The sequence below is a fragment of the Dactylosporangium sp. CA-052675 genome (genome assembly GCF_050947935.1).
Lineage (GTDB): Bacteria > Actinomycetota > Actinomycetes > Mycobacteriales > Micromonosporaceae > Dactylosporangium.
Map to the genome: position 1 here is coordinate 4,271,902 of NZ_CP192010.1, position 16,035 is coordinate 4,287,936.

The window sequence follows — 16,035 nt, forward strand, 5'->3', positions numbered from 1 at the left end:
AGGTGCCCGCGGCCCCAGGAGCCGCCGAGGAGCTCGGCGGCGCACAGGGCGGCGGCGGGCACGGCGAGCGCGGCGGCCAGGGTCGCGGCGGCGAGGTCGCCGGCGGCCCGGGACATCGCCCAGGCGATCGCGAGCAGCAGCCCGGCGATGCCGCCGGCGAGCGCGCCGGGCAGGACGCCTCCCGCGGCGGCCAGGGCGCCGAGCACCCCGAGCAGGGCCACGGCGACGACGACCGCGCTGGCCGGCCGCAGCTCGCGGCTGCCCCAGGGCCGGGACACCCCGCCCTCGGTGATGACCTCGACGACGTCGTCGTAGACGGGCGGCGCGGTGCGCTCGGAGGCGCGGTGCAGCACGAGCAGGCCGCCCTCGACCACGCCGGCCTCGGACAGCGACGAGGCCGGGTCGAGCCGCTGCGCCTCGGCGGTGGACAGCGCCCAGCCGCCCGCGTCGGCGTCGGCCTGCCCGACCTGGCGCAGCAGCATGGGCAGCAGGCGTGCGACCGGTACCGCCGACGGCACCGCCAGATCGACCTGGACTCCCGGCGCGGCCAGGCGGATGCGGCAGAAGGCGCCGCCATGCCCGGTATCAGCGGACGGTAACGTCGCCGTACTCCGTGTCATCAAGCTCCCCCGCGGGCGATTCCGGTGCTGCTCGTGCCCCTTGTCGTACCGGTCCGTAGGGTAACTTCATCGATCGAAGAGTTCCAGCGATCGCATCGGCGGTCACCATAGGTCACACGGGGGTTCGAGTTGCCCACCACCGCGTTCCGCCGCCCGCCCCGGGTTCCGCGGCCGAGCGTGCCGGAGGGTGAGGTCCTGCTGCAACCGCCGCCCGAGATCAACCGGGCGGACTCCGGCAACGTCTGGCTGACCGCGTTGCCCGCGCTGTCGGGACTCGGCTCGGTGGCGTACCTCTTCGCCGCACCGCCCAACCCGATCACCTACGTGGCGGGCTCGTTCTTCCTGTTCTCCTCGCTCGCGATGGTGGCCGGCTCGCTGCTGCGGGCCCGCGCGACCGCCCGCGCCGACGCCGAGAACAACCGCCGCGACTACCTGCGCTACCTGGGCCGGATGCGGGAGCGGGTGCGGCGCACCGCCGACGCCCAGCGCGAGGCCGCCGACTGGGTGGCCCCCGCGCCCGAGCAGCTGTGGGCGGCGGCCGCGAGCCCGCGGCTGTGGGAACGCCGGCCCGGCGACCCCGACTTCGGCTGGCTGCGGCTCGGCCTCGGCCCGCAGTTCCTGGCGACGCAGCTGGTGCCGGGCGAGACCGGCCCGGTCGAGGACCTCGACCCGCTGTGCGCGCTCGCGCTGCGCCGGTTCATCGCGAGTCACTCGGCGGTGCCGGAGCTGCCCGTGCAGCTGTCGTTGCGCCGGTACGCCGCCGTCGCCCTCTCCGGCGACCGGGACGAGGCCCGCTCGCTGGCCCGGGCGCTGGTCGCCCAGGCGGTGACCTGGCACGCCCCGACCGACCTGCGGCTCGTGGTCTGCACCGGCGACGCCGAGGCGTCCGGCTGGTCGTGGGTGAAGTGGCTGCCGCACGCCCAGCACCCGACCGAGGTCGACCACGCCGGCCCGGTCCGGCTCGTGCACCCGTCCCTGGCGGCGCTGGAGGAGTGGCTGGAGGACGAGCTGGCCAACCGCCCCGGGTTCAACCGGCACGCGGCGGCCGACCCGGACGTGCCGCACCTGCTCATCGTCCTCGACGGCGGCCTGACCACCGGCCTGGAGCTGCTGCTCAACCCCGACGGGCTGCAGGCCGCGACCGTCGTGGACCTCGACGGGCGCACCGCCGAGCTGGTCCGCGGGCACGGCGTCGAGCTCGTCGTCGCCGACGGCCGGCTCGACACCCGCGTCGGCACCAGCCTCACCCCCCTCGGCCGGCCCGACGTGCTCAAGCCCGCCGTGGCCGCGTCCCTCGCCGAGCAGCTCGCGGAGTTCCGGCTCGACGTGGTGACCGCGCAGGCCGAGGATCTGTCCACAGTGGACCAGACGCTGCCGGGGCTGCTCGGCATCGACGACCCCGGCGAGCTCAACCTCACGGCGCTGTGGGCGCCGCGGCCGCTGCGGGACCGGCTGCGGGCCCCGATCGGCATCGCCGCCGACGGCGGGGTGCTGGAGCTGGACATCAAGGAGTCGGCGTACGACGGCATGGGCCCGCACGGCCTGCTCATCGGCGCGACCGGCTCGGGCAAGTCGGAGCTGCTGCGCACCCTGGTGCTGGCGCTGGCCGCCACGCACGCGCCCGAACAGCTCAACCTGGTGCTCGTGGACTTCAAGGGCGGCGCGACGTTCGCCGGGATGGCGGGCCTGCCGCACGTGGCCGCCGTCATCACCAACCTCCAGGACGACCTCGCGCTGGTCGACCGCATGCAGGAGGCGCTGTCGGGCGAGATGAACCGGCGCCAGGAGATCCTGCGCGCGGCCGGCAACCTCGTCTCCGTCCGCGACTACGACCGGGCCCGCCAGCGCGGCGCGGACCTGCCGGCGCTGCCGAGCCTGTTCATCGTCGTCGACGAGTTCTCCGAGCTGCTGTCGCAGAAGCCGGACTTCGCCGACCTCTTCGCCCAGATCGGCCGGCTCGGCCGGTCGCTCGGCCTGCACCTGCTGCTGGCCTCGCAGCGCCTCGACGAGGGCCGGCTGCGGGGGCTGGAGGCGAACCTGTCCTACCGCATCTGCCTGCGCACCTTCACCGAGCAGGAGAGCCGCACGGTGCTCGGCGTGCCCGACGCGTTCAGCCTGCCCAGCGCCCCCGGGCACGGCTACATGCGCGGCGAGTCGGCGAATCTGCGGCGCTTCCGGGCGGCGTACGTGTCGGGGCCGTACGGCAGCCGGGAGCAGGTCGGTGACCAGCTGCTGGCCGGCGGGCTCGAGGTGCGGCCGTTCCGGGCCGAGTACCAGCCGAGCCCGCAGACGGCCGCCCAGACCCTGACGGCGCCGTGGCCCGGCACCGACCCGCAGGACACGACGGAGACCATCAACCTCGCCGAGGTCGAAAGCGGCGGCCGTACGGTGCTCTCGACGATGGTCGGCCAGCTGACCGGGCAGGGCACCCCGGCCCACCGGGTCTGGCTGCCGCCGCTGGGCGCGCCCGACACCCTCGACATGCTCGTGTCCGACCTGCGGGTGCGGCCCGGGCGCGGCTTCGGCGCCGACCCGCAGACGGCGCCGCTGCGGGTGCCGGTGGCCATCGTCGACCGCCCCTACCACCAGCGCCGCGACCCGATGTGGGTCGACCTGGCCGGGGCCGGCGGCCACGCGGCGATCGTCGGCGGCCCCCGCTCCGGCAAGTCGACGCTGCTGCGCACGCTCATCTGCGCCCTGGCGCTGCGGCACACCCCGGCCGAGGCGCAGTTCTACGCCCTCGACTTCTCCGGCACGCTCTTCGGCCTCGCCGGTCTGCCGCACGTCGGCGGGGTCGCGGGGCGCCAGGAGGCCGAGGTCGCCCGGCGGATCGTCGCCGAGGTCACGGCGGTGATCGAGGACCGGGAGCGGCGGTTCCGCGAGCTGGGCGTGGACACGATGGCCGACTACCGGCGGCTGCGCGAGCAGGGCACCGTGGACGACGACCGGTTCGGCGACGTGTTCCTGGTCGTCGACGGCTGGTCGGTGGTGCGCCAGGACTTCGAGGACGTGGAGGCGTCGCTGATCAGCCTGGCCGCCCGGTCGCTGACCTACGGCGTGCACCTGATGATCACCGCGAACCGCTGGCTCGACCTGCGCTTCGGCCTGCGCGACCTGATCGGCACCAAGCTGGAGCTCAAGCTCGGCGACGCGCTCGACTCGGAGATCGACCGCAAGGCCCAGCTCACCGTGCCGGCCGACCGGCCGGGCCGGGGCGTGAGCTCCGACCGGATGCAGTTCCTGGCGGCGGTACCGCGAATCGACCGCCTTCGCCAGGCCGACGACCTGTCGACGGGCGTGAACGGGCTGGTGCAGGCCGTCACCGAGTACTGGGACGGCCCGCCCGCCCCGCCGGTGCGGCTCCTGCCGAGCCTCGTCGAGTTCGCGGACCTGCCGAAGGAGTCCAAGGAGCAGGGGATCGTGCTCGGGCTCGAGGGCCGGCGGCTGCGCCCGGTCGAGTTCGACTGGCGGGAGCCGGGCCTGGTCGTCTTCGGCGACGCCGAGTGCGGCAAGACCTCGACGCTGCGCACCGTGGCCCGGCAGGTGGTCGACACGTGGCCGGCCAAGCAGGCGAAGGTGATCCTGTTCGACTACCGGCGCACCATGCTCGGCGAGTTCGAGGGGGAGTCGCTGCTGGGCTACGCCGCGAACCAGACGCAGGCCGAGGAGCTGGTCGCGGGCCTGGTCGAGGGGTTCACCAAGCGGCTGCCGGGTGCCGACGTCACCCCGCAGCAGCTGCGCAACCGCAGCTGGTGGACGGGGCCGGACGTCTACGTGATCGTCGACGACTACGAGCTGGTGACGGCGGGCGCCAACCCGCTGCTGCCGCTGCTGCCGTTCATGGCGCAGGCGCGGGACATCGGGATGTATCCGTACGTCGCCCGCCGGGCCGGCGGTGCCGCGCGGGCCCTCATGGACCCGTTCCTCGGCGCGATGCGCGAGCTGAGCTACCCCGCGGTGGTGCTCAGCGCCCCGCGCGACGAGGCGCCCATGTTCGGCGTGCGGCCCGCGCCGCTGCCGCCGGGACGGGGCACGCTGGTGCACCGCCGCTACGGCTCGGTGCCGGTGCAGATGGCCCGCCTCGACGCCGGACCGGACCCGGAGTGACCGGTTCGTCAAGCTTCGATCAGTGAAATGGCGCTCGGCCCGCCACCGTTGCGGCTTTTCGATATATTGATGTAGGTGTCCGACGGGGGAGTCAGATGTCGATGGTCATGAAGGGGCGTGCAACCACGCGGGGCGTTCGTGCCGCAGCCGCCGCGGTGACGGTGCTGATGCTCGTCGCCGCCTGCTCGGACGACAAGAAACCGCCGGTGGGCAGCCCCGCGACCTCGGCTCCGGGCAGCCCCGTCGCGCCCGCGACCACGGCCGCGCCGGCCACCTCGGGCCCGCCCTCGGCGAGCTACACCAAGCCGCCGTCGCGCAACCTCACCCGGCCGGCGGGCGTCGCCGCGGTCTCCAACTCGACCTGCGGATACGCGCAGGTCGCCATCCACTTCGTCGCGGCGTCGTGGGGCAACAACCAGGTTCCGGTCGTGACGGCCGGCCACAAGGTGCCGGACGACATGTGGGCCGAGGGAGCCCAGGTGCTGCCCACCTACAAGGGCGGCATCGAGGACTCGCGGTCCCGGCTGAAGAGCCAGAAGGTGCCCGAGAGCTACGCGGTCTACCAGGACATGGCCGACGCGGACGCGGCCATCGACGCCGCGATCGCCGCCGCCAAGGCCAAGGACGACAGCCGGGTCATCCCCGTCTACCTCGCGCTGCGCACCGCCGAAGACCACTTCACGGAGTCCTGCGGGGTGCTGGAGGACAAACCGGCGAGCTGAAGAACCACCACCTTGAGGAGGGTGCGAAGTGTCCGGTGTGAAGATCGATCTCGCGGCCGTGCTGGCCGCCGAGAGCGTCGTGAACAACGCCGTCTCCGAGATGGAGGGCGTCACCCAGAAGATCCTCGCCCAGGCGGGGCTCAGCGAGGCGGCGATGAAGGCGCCGGCGGGGCAGATCACCTCGTCGACGTTCTCCGGCCTCGGCGGCGGTGGCAAGGCCCTGTCCGAGACGCTGACCGAGCTACAGAACGACCTGGCCAAGCTGCGGGCCACCGCGGAGTCCGGTTCGGACCAGGCCACCCAGGCCGCCAAGGCCGGCGTCGGCTCCTCGGTCGCCCAGGGTATGTGAGAGGGAGTCATCGCATGAGCGGCAACGGCTACATCGAGTTCAAGAACGAGGACATCGTCAACATCGCGACCGTCACCAAGAACTCCCAGGCCGACTGGGACCGTATCTGGGAGGGCGTGCGCGCCAAGCTGACGGGCGTCGTGTCCGAGGCGCTCGACGCGCTGACCGGCGCCTCCCTCGAGGACCGCACGGCGCGCTACCACCAGCGCACGGCGCAGTACACGGCCGACCTCAACTCGCAGCAGGTCGCGGTGAACAACGTCGCGTCGATCTCGGCCGACACCAACCAGCAGATGAGCCGGGTCATCGCCGGCTGAACACGGGAACGGGCCGGGTCACCGACCCGGCCCGCTGGTCACGGCGCCTCTGGGAGGGAATGACGGTGGGCGACGCGTACGGATGGACCGACAACGGCCGGCAGGTCTTCGACCCGCTGCGGCTGGAGCAGGCCGCCGCCGACCTGCGCAAGAACCAGGCCCCGGCCGATCTTCGCCAGCAACTGGTCGACAACCTGCTCCCGAGCGCGGCGGTCGGTCAGATCCCGGGCGGTCAGGCGGCCTACGCCCGGCTCTACGAGGCGACCCACGCGATGCTCGGTGAGCTGGAGAAGGTCGGGCTCGACCTCTCCGACCTCGCCAGCCGCACGCTCGCCGCGGCGCGGCTGGCGCACGACGTTGATCCGGCCACCCAGGCAGCGGCGCGGCGCGGCCACTCCCGCGCCGAGTAAGCGGAGCGAACATGGCCAACTACGATTACTGGACAGCCAAGGAAAAGATCGAGAGCGGTCAGCCCTACACGATCGAGTCGGTCGCGACCACCTGGCGCAACTTCGCCGAGGCGGTGCGCGGCGCGGCCGGGCATCTGCAGGGCACCTCGGACAAGGTCACCGAGCAGTACGGTGAGCCCTACCAGAACTTCGGCGACCGCGCCCAGCCGCTCGCGAAGTGGATGACCAACGTCGGTGGCTACGCCGACCAGGTCGCGGCTGGCCTGTCGAAGGCGTCGACCACGGGCAGCAACGCCCAGATGACGATGTACGAGGAGGACTACTCCTACAACCAGGACGTCAACCGGATCATCGGCCCGGAGGACGCCCTGTCGATGAGCAAGGTCAACGCCATCGACCGCCGCGAGGCCCAGGCCGCCGCGGTGCTCAACGGCGAGATCGAGAAGTGGTCCTCGGCCTACGACGCCTTCAAGCCGGGCTCCCTCGACGCCGCTCCCACCCGGGCCGGCGGCGGTGGCAGCGTCAGCGGCGGCGCCGGGTCGGGCACCGGTTCCAGCGGCTCGAACGGGGCCGCGCAGCCGATCGCGACCGGCGGCGACGGCGACGGCAACGGCGCCTCCTTCATCGGCCCCGGCGGCACCGGCGCCACGGTCACGACCGGCAACGGCTCCCAGGTCGGCTCGGGCAGCTACCCGGGCTCGTCCGTCCTCGACCCCGGCGACGGCGACTTCGGCGGCTGGGTCCGTGACCCGCGCACCGGATACCTGATCAACCCGGCCACGGGCCAGGAGTACGACCCGACCACCGGCCGCTGGATCGACCCGGTCACCGGCAAGCCCTTCGGCGACGTGGAGCAGTACGCGTCGCGGCTCGAGGGCCTGGACGGCGGCAGCCCGGCGACCGGCCTCCTCGGCGGCGGCCCGGCCGCGCTCGCCCCGACGCTGCCCGGTGGCGGCGGTGGCGGCGGCACCTCGGGCGTCGCCGGCATGTACGGCGGGCTCCTCCCGCCGAGCCTCGACCCCAACAACCCGGCCTCGGGCCAGCTGCGGCAGCAGGCGGCCGACCGGATGGCGGCCAAGGCCTACGCGGCCGAGCAGCTGGCGCTGAAGGAGGCCAGCCAGGGCGGCCGGCCGTTTGTCCCGCCGATGCCGGCGGGCGGCATGCCGGGCGGCCTCGACGGGCGCCGGGGCCCGGCCCGCCGGTCGCTGGTCACCGAGCCGGAGTCCACCTGGACCAACCGGGCCCGGGCCGCCTCCCGCTCCGGCGGGTCGGCGCAGGAGGAGGCCCTGCTCAACGGGCGGGCCGGACGGGCGGGCCGATCCGCGGGCGGCGGCCGGGGCATGGGCGGCGTGGCGGAGGAGCCGTTGATGCAGCCGGGCTCGGGTGCCGCGGCGGCCGGGGGCCGTTCGGGCGCCGCGCGCGGCCGCGCCGGTCGGCTGCCGGGCGAGCCGCTCGAGGCGGCCGGCGGCCGTGCGGGCGGTGCCGGGAGCCAGGGCCGCGGGTCATACCTGCCGCCGACCCAGGCGGGCCAGGGCGACGAGCGCCGGCGGCAGTCGCGCAAGCGGCCGGACTGGCTGGTCGAGGACGATGTGTGGTCGGCGAACCTGGACCCGGCCGGCCCGCGCGTGCTGGGCGAGGACTGAGGAGGCCGTCGTGGCGGACATGGCGTACGACACCGAAACCCTCCGGCAGGGCGGCCGGGTCAGCCGGCAGGCCAGCGCGCAGGCCGACACGGCCGGCTCGACCGTGCACGGCACCCTCGTCTCGGCCGGGGCGTTCGGCGACGTCGGCCCGGCCGGCGCGCTCGCCAACGTGCTCGACCAGGCCAAGGCCGAGCACGCCAAGGGCGCGCAGACCGCGTCGCAGAACACCGAGGTCCACGGGCAGCGGGCGGACACCACCGCCGACGCGGGCGACACCCTCACCAGGACCACCACGGTGGCCGCGCAGACCGGCGTCTCCAGGTCGGTCGTCGACGGCATGTCCTGAGCGACCGGAGCCGGGCCTGGGCACGGCATTCGGGGCCGCGGGTGCACACCCCCGCGGCCCCGAACCGCGTCTCAGGACCGGCGGAGCGTCAGGTGGGCCGCCTCGCGCCGGCCCTGGGCGAAGCCCGCGCGGGCGGAGGGGATCCGGGTCGCCGGGTCCATCTGGTTGACGCCCATCGCGGCCCGGGATTCCGCGTCCGGTGCGATCACCTCGACGTGGCTGCCCTCCTCGCGGAGCCGCTCGACCTGGTCGTCGAGCTCCGTGCCCGGGAACCGGCGCAGGCCCTCGAACTGGCCGTCCGCCAGGGGTGTGTTGCGCACGCTGAACGGCGCGAGCACCACGACGTTCGCATAGCCCGAGGCGAGGTCGGCGTTGTCGGCGGAGCGCACGCCGCCGTTGATGTAACGCCTCCCGTTGATGTTCGGCGTGGGGACCAGACCCGGCAGCGCGGTGGCCGCGGTGACCGCGTCGGCGAGCTCGACGCCGGAGTCGCGGTCGAACGTGACCAGCTCGCCGGTGTGCGCGTCGAGGGCCACCAGGACCATCGGCCGGTCCGGCCACTCGGGGCGGGGCAGCCGGGCGGCGACCTGGGCGCGCCGCTGGACGCCCAGCGCGGGGTCGAGGACGCCGTCGCCCTCCAGCCCGAACGCGCCCATCGCCCGTTGCAGGTCGGCGGCCGAGGTGGCGGCGGCGTTGATGGCCCGCATCCGCTCGAACACGGAAGTCTGCGGCCGCGCCGAGGGCCGTTCCCGGTCCGGTCCGGCTGAGTCCTGTCGGGCTGCGTGCTGTTTGGCCGAATCCCGCCCGGCTGCATGCTGTTCGGCCGCGCCCGGTCCGGCGGGGCGCTGTCCGGCCGGTGGGACCGGCTCGGAGAGTATCGTGGCGAACAGGTCGGCCGCCGGGATACCGCTGCGCACCCACGCCGCCGCGGTGGCACCGGAGGAGGTGCCGATCACCAGATCGGCGGACTCGGTCAGATCGAAGCCGGCTTCGGCGAGGCCGGCGACAACGCCGATCACCCAGGCCTGGCCGGCGCCCCCACCGGCGCCGAGCACCAGGGCGAGATTGTGGGATTCGTGAGATTGCGACACGTCGTGGTCCCTTTCAAGGCATCCGAGATGCGGGTGCCCGAGGACCGGCGACGGTGGAGCTACCGGCTCCGCCGCGTGGTGGTGAGCACCCGACTGTGAACGAAAATCGGACTCACCTCCTCAGATCGTGCGCCGTGACGGCGCTGCGGAACGAACGCGCTCGAATAGTAGCAGGCGCGAGTGCGGTTCAGGGGGCCGGCGCGCTCGTGGCGCCGACGGTGCCGTCCGGCCACGCCAGGATGCGGCAGAACGAGCCGGGCCTCGGGCAGCGCAGCCCGCGGTCCTTGGTGAGGTCGAGCACCTGGTCGGTGCCGTCGACGAGCGCGCCGAAGCGGGTGACGGGTCGGCCGGTCGCGGGGTCGTTCTCCACCGCGGCCGTGACCGCGACCGTCCCGCCGTCGGCCAGCGCCCGCGACCGGTTCGGCGCGCCGCCCCACATCCACGCGAAGGCGGAGTCGGCGGTGGCCCGGGCGGTGGTGTGGTGCTGCCGCGTGCGAATCTCCCCGCCGGAGGCCGACTCGACGGAGAACCAGTCGTCGCCCTTGCGCAGCGCCGCGGGCTGGCCCGGCACGGTCGTCATGAACCCGCCGAGACCGGCCGGGTCGAGGTCCACCGGAGCGTCCTTCGGCGCGAGCTGGTCCGCGCTCGCCTTGCGGGCGGCGGCGGTCAGCGTCTCGGCGGCGTAGAGCCGGGTGCCGTCGGTGCCGGCGTATCCGGTGGCCGAGCCGAACGTGAACGGCTTCGCGTCCGCGGGCAGCCAGACGGGCGTGCCGGCGGCGCCGATGACGAACGCGCCCGGGCCGCCCGGCGGGGTGAGCGGGGTGCAGGACTCGCCCGGCTTCGGCGGCAGCGACCGGGTGCACCAGGCCGCCGCCGCGCCCTCGCCGGTGCGCAGCAGCGCGACACCCCGGCCGAGCCCGACGGTCGTGCCGGTCCAGTCGGTCGCGGCCACCTTGCCGGCCGCGACGTCGACGAGCGGCAGGCCGGGCGCGGCGAACCAGCGGAAGTCGGGGGAGAGGTACTGCGTGCGCAGCATCAGGTCCACGTCGGCCAGCCGCGCCGGGTAGTCCGTCCCGCCCTGCCGCAGGCCCAGCGTGTAGTCCTGCTGCGCGGCCGCCGGTCCGGGCAGCGGGCAGTACGACCGGACCTGACCCGTGCGCACGTCGACCGCCGCGACCGCGGCGGGCAGCGCGACGGTCCCCTTGCGGTCGGGGTCCTCGTCCGGCGTCCGGCCGGCCCACAGCACCGCCAGGCCGGCGTCGTGCCAGCCGGCGATCACGTCGGTGCGGCACGGGGCCGCCGGCGCGGCGCTCGGGTCCGGCGCCGGCGGTGGGGTCTTCGAGGTGCAGGCGGCCAGCAGGAGCAGGCCGCTGAGCACCACGGCCCCGCGCGCCTGCCTCACTTGGCCCCCGGCACGACGGGCGCCAGCGTCGTGGTGCTGCCCTTGTCGTCCGGCACCTGCTTGTCGACGTAGGCGCCGTCCCAGGTGGTCGGCTGGTGATAGGTCCAGCGGGTCTCGTCGCCGTAGTAGATGCGGTACTGGTCGTCGGTGTTCGACCAGTTGCCGCCCGAGTCCCCGACGGTGCCGACTTTGTCCGGCTGGGTGCCCGGGACGCTGGTGCCGAACTGGGTGTCGAAGCCGCCGCCGTGGCCGTCCGGGTTGGAGTGCGAGCTGCCCAGGATGTCGTCGACCGAGCTCACGCCGAGCTGGCTGTCGTAGACGCCGAGCTGGTTGTAGAGGTCGCGGGTCACCGACTCCGGATACTGCCCCGTGGCGTTGGCGGTCACCGGCACCATGTGGCCGCTGCCGTCGTCGACCATGATCGGATGCCCGGCCGCGGCGTTGGCCTGGATCGTCATGTTCACGATGTTGTCGGTCACGCGGGCCCGCGCCTCGGCCGCCGCCGTCTGCGACTTGGCCAGGTCGTCGACGTAGTCCTGCAGGTGCAGGATGTAGCCGTTCTGGTCCGGGGCCGGCGGCGCCTGCACGGCCGCGCCGGTGATCAGGCTGAACGCGGTCGAGCCGTACTTCAGCGCGGCCCCCGCCCCCGTCGGCAGGGTGACGAGCCCGGCGAGCTGGAACACCTTGCTGACGCCGTCGACGGCGCCCTTCTTCGTGTTGTAGTCGGACATCGCCTGCGCGTAGGCGAGATCCTCCTTCATCTTCTTGACCTGGTCGGCGCTCGCGCCCTCGACCACCGCGTCGTTGAGCACCGCGGCGGCCGCGCCGTCGGTCGAGGCGGTGAGCCGGATCGCGTCGTCCAGCGCCTTGGCGTAGGCCGGGTCGCTCGGGTCGTGGTGCCCGGCCGCCATCGCCATCTGCAGATACTGGCTGCCGCGGGTCAGCGTGCCCTCGCGGAAGTGTTGGTAGACGGCCGGGTCGCCGGCCGCGACGAACTTGAGGAAGTTGCCCTTCGTGTCCGCGTCGAGCGCGAAGCCGGACACCTTCGTGCCGTCGGGCAGCGTGATCGTCATCGTGTGGTCCTGGCCGGCCGGGACGTTCTCGAACTGCGCGAACGAGTCGACGTAGGTGAGCCCGACGTCCGCGATCGCGCCCTTGACCGACTTGTTGGCCATGTGGGCCAGGCCGTTGTAGTCGGTCGCGGCGTCCTGGACGATGGCCAGACCGGCCTGGGCCGCCCGGGTGTCGTCGAGCCCGTGGCCGCGCATGGTCGCCGAGAGGATCACGTCGGCCGCGCCCTGGCCGGACTGCCAGTTCATGCCCATGACCTCGCGGCGCTCGCCCGCGTTGTGCACGATCCAGTCGTTGGTGAAGTCCCGGTTGCGGGCGACCACGCCGAGCGCGTCCGACGACAGCTCGTCGGGCATGAGCTTGTTCCAGTCGTCGGCCGACATCTCCTTGAGCGACTCGTCGTACCCGTGCGCGATCGGGAAGTCGGCCTTGTAGTTCGCGTACATGACGTTGATCTGCTGCTTCCAGCGCAGCGACGCGTCCTTGAGGTTGGAGGCGAGGTCGTCGCTGGGCTTCACGTCGTCGCTGGAGTAGTCGTTGAGCAGCCCGACGAAGCCGGCCGCCTTGAGCAGGGCGGGGTCGGTCACCGGCGGGAACTCGCTGCCGAGGTGCCGCTCGCCCGGCGTGGCGAAGAAGCCCACCTGGTCGCTCGGGTCGGTGACGCCGAGGTTGCTGGCGATGATGTCCCGGGCCGACCGGGGCAGCTGGTCATACGGCACGTTCTGCGACAGGTTCAGGAAGCCGTCGCCGACCCGGCTGACCATCTGCACGAACGGGTTGTTCTGGTCGGGCTTCTCGCCGGGCTTGACCCCGATCTGCTTGTCCGCCCAGTCCTTGATCTCGCCGAAGTGCGGGGTCAGCTCCTCGTAGTACCCCTTCAGCCAGTTCTTCTCCGCCTCGGTGAGCGCGACACCGGCCTTCTGCTTCGCGTTGAGCAGGTTGAGATACGAGGTGCTCCGGTCGAACGCCGCCTTGGCCGCGTTCGGGTCGCTGAGCTTGGTCGCGCCGACGGTGCCGTCGGCGGCCGCCTTGGGGTCGGGCACGTCGACGTCGCCGGGGCCCTCGTCCAGCGCCGTCGGCGGGATGTACCCGAGGTCGGCCATCGCCTTGAGGTGGTCGGCCAGATACTGCTCGTACTCCTGCACCGACGTGCTGAGCTTGCCGCCCGCGTCCTTGACCTTCTGCACCGCGCGGGCGATGTAGGGCGCCATGTACTGCTGGCGGTTCTGCTGGAAGTCCGGGTCGTTGTGGTTCTGCCGGACCGTCTGGTTCCACTCGCCGATGATGGCGTTCACGTCGCCGACCAGCGTCGTGATCTGCGTGTTCGCGGTGGACGTGCGCACGGAGAGGTCGCTGGCGGTCTCGGACAGCAGCTTGGCGATCTTGCCGAGCTTCTCGCCGTTGTTGCCCAGCGCCTTGCTGGCCTCGGAGACCTGCGCGCCGACGTCGATCGGCGTCGCGTTGTTGACCTTGTACCCGTCGCCGGCGGTCTCCAGCCCCTTCGTGGCCAGCGTGACCGCGTCGCCCTGCTGCGCCGCCGCCTGGTTGAACCCGCGGGCCATGGCGTAGATCTCTTCCGGGTCACCGGCGGTGAACTGGGCCTGCAGCTTCCAGGGATCGACGCCGGCGGCAGCGGCCAGCGACGCTTGCGAGAAGTCGCCCATGTCTGCTCCCCGTTTCCTGCCCCCCGCGGGCGGCGCTTCGAAGGATCACGGTTACCCCGTATTCTGCCATGCACGTCGATAAGCCGCGGCCCCGGCGAAACCGCCCCGGCCGCCCGGACGCGGATCGGAGCGTCATGCAGCCTGCGGCACGGGGCGCCATGCAGCCCGCGGCGGAGGGCGCCATGCAGCCCGCGGCGGAGGGCGCCATGCAGCCCGCGGCGGAGGGCGCCATGCAGCCCGCGGCGGAGGGCGCCATGCAGCCCGCGGCGGAGGGCGCCATGCAGCCCGCGGCACGGGGCGCCATGCAGCCCGCGGCAAGAGGGGTGGAGCACCTGCGCCGGTTGCAGCATCCGCGCGGGAGCTGGAGCGACTTCATGGTCGCCGTCGGGTGCTCGGACACGTGGGTCACCGCCTACGCCGGCACCGCGCAGGCCGCCGCGGCCGCCTCGCCGCACCTGGCGCCCGAGGTCCGCGCGGCCGCGGCCGCGAGCGCCGACGCCGCCGCCGACTGGCTGCTCGCCGCGGCCGGGCCGGGCGGCGTCTGGGGCTACAACCGGGGCGTGGGCGCCGATGCCGACTCGACGGCGTGGGCCGTGCGGCTGCTGGCGGCGCGCGGCCGGACGGTGCCCCCGGCGGCGCTGGCGTTCCTGGCCGCGCACGAGAGCGAGACCGGCTACCGCACCTACCAGGACGTGTACCGCGCCCGCCGCTGGTCCGAGCCGACGCCCGACGTCGCCGCGGCCGCGCTGCTGGCCCAGCACGAGGCCGGCGCGCTCGACCGGGCCGCGCTCGCCGAGGGCTACCTGCGCCTGGTCGCCGGCTGGCAGAAGCCGCCGGGCCGCTGGACGAGCATGTGGTGGGGCGAGGACGGCTACCCGACGGTGCTGGCGCTGGAGGCGTGGTCGGCCGCCGGCCGGCCCGGGCTGACCCCGGTGCCCGCCCCGGTGCGCCCGCCGGCCACCGCGTTCGGGCACGCGCTGTGGCTGCAGGCCCTCGCCCTCACCGACGGCCCCGCCGACACCGGGCCGCTGCTGGCCGCCGAGCGTCCCGGCGGCGGCTGGGCCGGCGACGCCGAGCTGCTGGTGCCCGATCCGAGCGGCGGCGGCGTCAGGGAGCGTAGCCTCGACGCCCGCGGCGTGTTCACCACCGCCACCGCCCTGCGCGCCCTGCTCGCCGCGGGCCCGGCCGAGCCCGCGCCGGCCCCCGCCGCCGGGGGCCGCGACGCGCTCGGCCTCGGCTACGACCGGCTCATCGGGCAGGTCGCGGCCGGCCTCGGCGTCGACCCGGACCGCGCGGTGGCCGTCTTCCGCGAGCTGACCCGGGAGTCGCTGGCCGCGCCCGCCCCGTGGCCGAGCGAGCAGCTGTCCGGGCTGTCCGGCGGGCTGCCCGTGGAGCTGTCGGTCACCGACGGGGCGCCGTCGTTGCGGTACACCGTGGAAGCCGGCGATCCCGTCCTGCCCCCCTTCCCGCGGGCGGTCAGCGCGCTGCACGCCATCGGCCGCACCGCCGCCGTCCTCGGCTGCGCCGACGCCTGGGTCAACGCCCGCCCCGCCCTCGAGGTGCTCGTCGACCCGGCCCTGCCCGTGCCCGAGGGCAACCGCTTCTGGGTGTGGGCGGGCGTCGACGCCCACGCCGGCGGTGGCGAGGTGCTCAAGGTGTACCTCAGCACGCTGCACCACGACCTTAACGGCGCGGCCGGCGGCGGCGCCCTCGACCGGGTCACCGCGGCCCTGCGCGGGCTCGGACTGCCGGCCGGCGCCCCGGCGCTGGACGTGCTGGCCAAGCTGGAGGCGCACGGCTTCTGCCAGGAGCTCGGCATCGGCCTGGCCCCCGGCGGCCGCCTCGGCGTCAAGGTGTACTACGAGCTGCCCGGCTGGCGCCCGCAGCTCGTCACCGCCCTGCTCGCCGACGCCGGCCTCCCCGCGGACCTCGCCCCCGTGCGCCCCGTGATCCCGGGCGTGCTCAGCGAGGAGGTCGCGACGGCGTACCGCGCCGGCGTCATGGTCCGCATCGGCCTGGGAGACGGCCGGGTGTCGGAGCTGTCGACCGCGTCGGCGTTCATGCGCCCGATGATCGGCCACGCCGAGATCGCCCGCCGGGTCGGCGCGTGGCTCGCGACGACCGGCGACCGCCGCCCCTTCGACGCCGTGGCGGCGCGCCTGCTGCCGGGCCGCTCGGGCCGCGCGGACCGCGCGGGACGCCTGCACACGCTGTTCACACGGTCCCGCTCCGCCACGGGCACCCGCACGACGGTGTACCTGCGCCCGGCCCTGCCCGAGACCCGCTGAACCGG

11 protein-coding genes and 1 pseudogene are annotated in these 16,035 nt (G+C 74.3%); 8 read left to right on the top strand and 4 right to left on the bottom strand.

What is annotated here, in order from left to right:
- Nucleotides 1–407 precede the first annotated feature (407 nt).
- Nucleotides 408–620: pseudogene (locus ACQP1P_RS19630) on the bottom strand (EsaB/YukD family protein); the annotation flags it as partial.
- Nucleotides 621–749: 129 nt separating this feature from the next.
- Here ACQP1P_RS19630 and eccCa point away from each other — a divergent pair.
- From eccCa to ACQP1P_RS19665, 7 genes are all read left to right on the top strand, one after another.
- Nucleotides 750–4,727, top strand: coding sequence for a type VII secretion protein EccCa (eccCa, locus tag ACQP1P_RS19635; protein WP_433088135.1), 3,978 nt, complete (start codon nucleotides 750–752; stop codon nucleotides 4,725–4,727).
- Nucleotides 4,728–4,834: 107 nt separating this feature from the next.
- The gene (locus ACQP1P_RS19640; RefSeq protein WP_433088136.1) at nucleotides 4,835–5,449 is read left to right on the top strand and encodes a hypothetical protein; all 615 of its coding nucleotides are present in this window, start codon (nucleotides 4,835–4,837) and stop codon (nucleotides 5,447–5,449) included.
- Between the two features lie 37 nt (nucleotides 5,450–5,486).
- On the top strand, nucleotides 5,487–5,798 hold the full coding sequence (locus ACQP1P_RS19645; protein ID WP_433062458.1) for a hypothetical protein: 312 nt from the start codon (nucleotides 5,487–5,489) through the stop codon (nucleotides 5,796–5,798).
- A gap of 14 nt (nucleotides 5,799–5,812) precedes the next feature.
- Complete coding sequence (locus tag ACQP1P_RS19650) at nucleotides 5,813–6,115, top strand: hypothetical protein (RefSeq protein ID WP_433088137.1); 303 nt, start codon at nucleotides 5,813–5,815, stop codon at nucleotides 6,113–6,115.
- 65 nt (nucleotides 6,116–6,180) lie between these two features.
- The gene (locus ACQP1P_RS19655) at nucleotides 6,181–6,525 is read left to right on the top strand and encodes a hypothetical protein (RefSeq protein ID WP_433088138.1); all 345 of its coding nucleotides are present in this window, start codon (nucleotides 6,181–6,183) and stop codon (nucleotides 6,523–6,525) included.
- Nucleotides 6,526–6,536: 11 nt separating this feature from the next.
- Nucleotides 6,537–8,168, top strand: a complete 1,632-nt coding sequence (locus ACQP1P_RS19660; protein WP_433088139.1) for a hypothetical protein — start codon at nucleotides 6,537–6,539, stop codon at nucleotides 8,166–8,168.
- Nucleotides 8,169–8,178: 10 nt separating this feature from the next.
- Nucleotides 8,179–8,514: a hypothetical protein gene (locus ACQP1P_RS19665; RefSeq protein ID WP_433088140.1), complete on the top strand. Its 336-nt coding sequence runs from the start codon at nucleotides 8,179–8,181 to the stop codon at nucleotides 8,512–8,514.
- A 71-nt stretch (nucleotides 8,515–8,585) separates the two neighbouring features.
- Here the strand turns inward: ACQP1P_RS19665 and ACQP1P_RS19670 are convergent, their stop codons facing one another.
- From ACQP1P_RS19670 to ACQP1P_RS19680, 3 genes are all read right to left on the bottom strand, one after another.
- Nucleotides 8,586–9,605 (bottom strand): patatin-like phospholipase family protein, encoded by a 1,020-nt coding sequence (locus ACQP1P_RS19670; RefSeq protein WP_433088141.1) that lies wholly within the window; start codon nucleotides 9,603–9,605, stop codon nucleotides 8,586–8,588.
- A gap of 187 nt (nucleotides 9,606–9,792) precedes the next feature.
- Complete coding sequence (locus ACQP1P_RS19675; RefSeq protein ID WP_433088142.1) at nucleotides 9,793–11,007, bottom strand: hypothetical protein; 1,215 nt, start codon at nucleotides 11,005–11,007, stop codon at nucleotides 9,793–9,795.
- The gene (locus tag ACQP1P_RS19680) at nucleotides 11,004–13,742 is read right to left on the bottom strand and encodes a hypothetical protein (RefSeq protein ID WP_433088143.1); all 2,739 of its coding nucleotides are present in this window, start codon (nucleotides 13,740–13,742) and stop codon (nucleotides 11,004–11,006) included. The genes ACQP1P_RS19675 and ACQP1P_RS19680 overlap by 4 nt, the downstream gene beginning before the upstream one ends.
- A gap of 182 nt (nucleotides 13,743–13,924) precedes the next feature.
- Between ACQP1P_RS19680 and ACQP1P_RS19685 the strand changes: the two genes are divergently transcribed.
- Nucleotides 13,925–16,030: a hypothetical protein gene (locus ACQP1P_RS19685; protein ID WP_433088144.1), complete on the top strand. Its 2,106-nt coding sequence runs from the start codon at nucleotides 13,925–13,927 to the stop codon at nucleotides 16,028–16,030.
- Nucleotides 16,031–16,035: the final 5 nt, after the last annotated feature.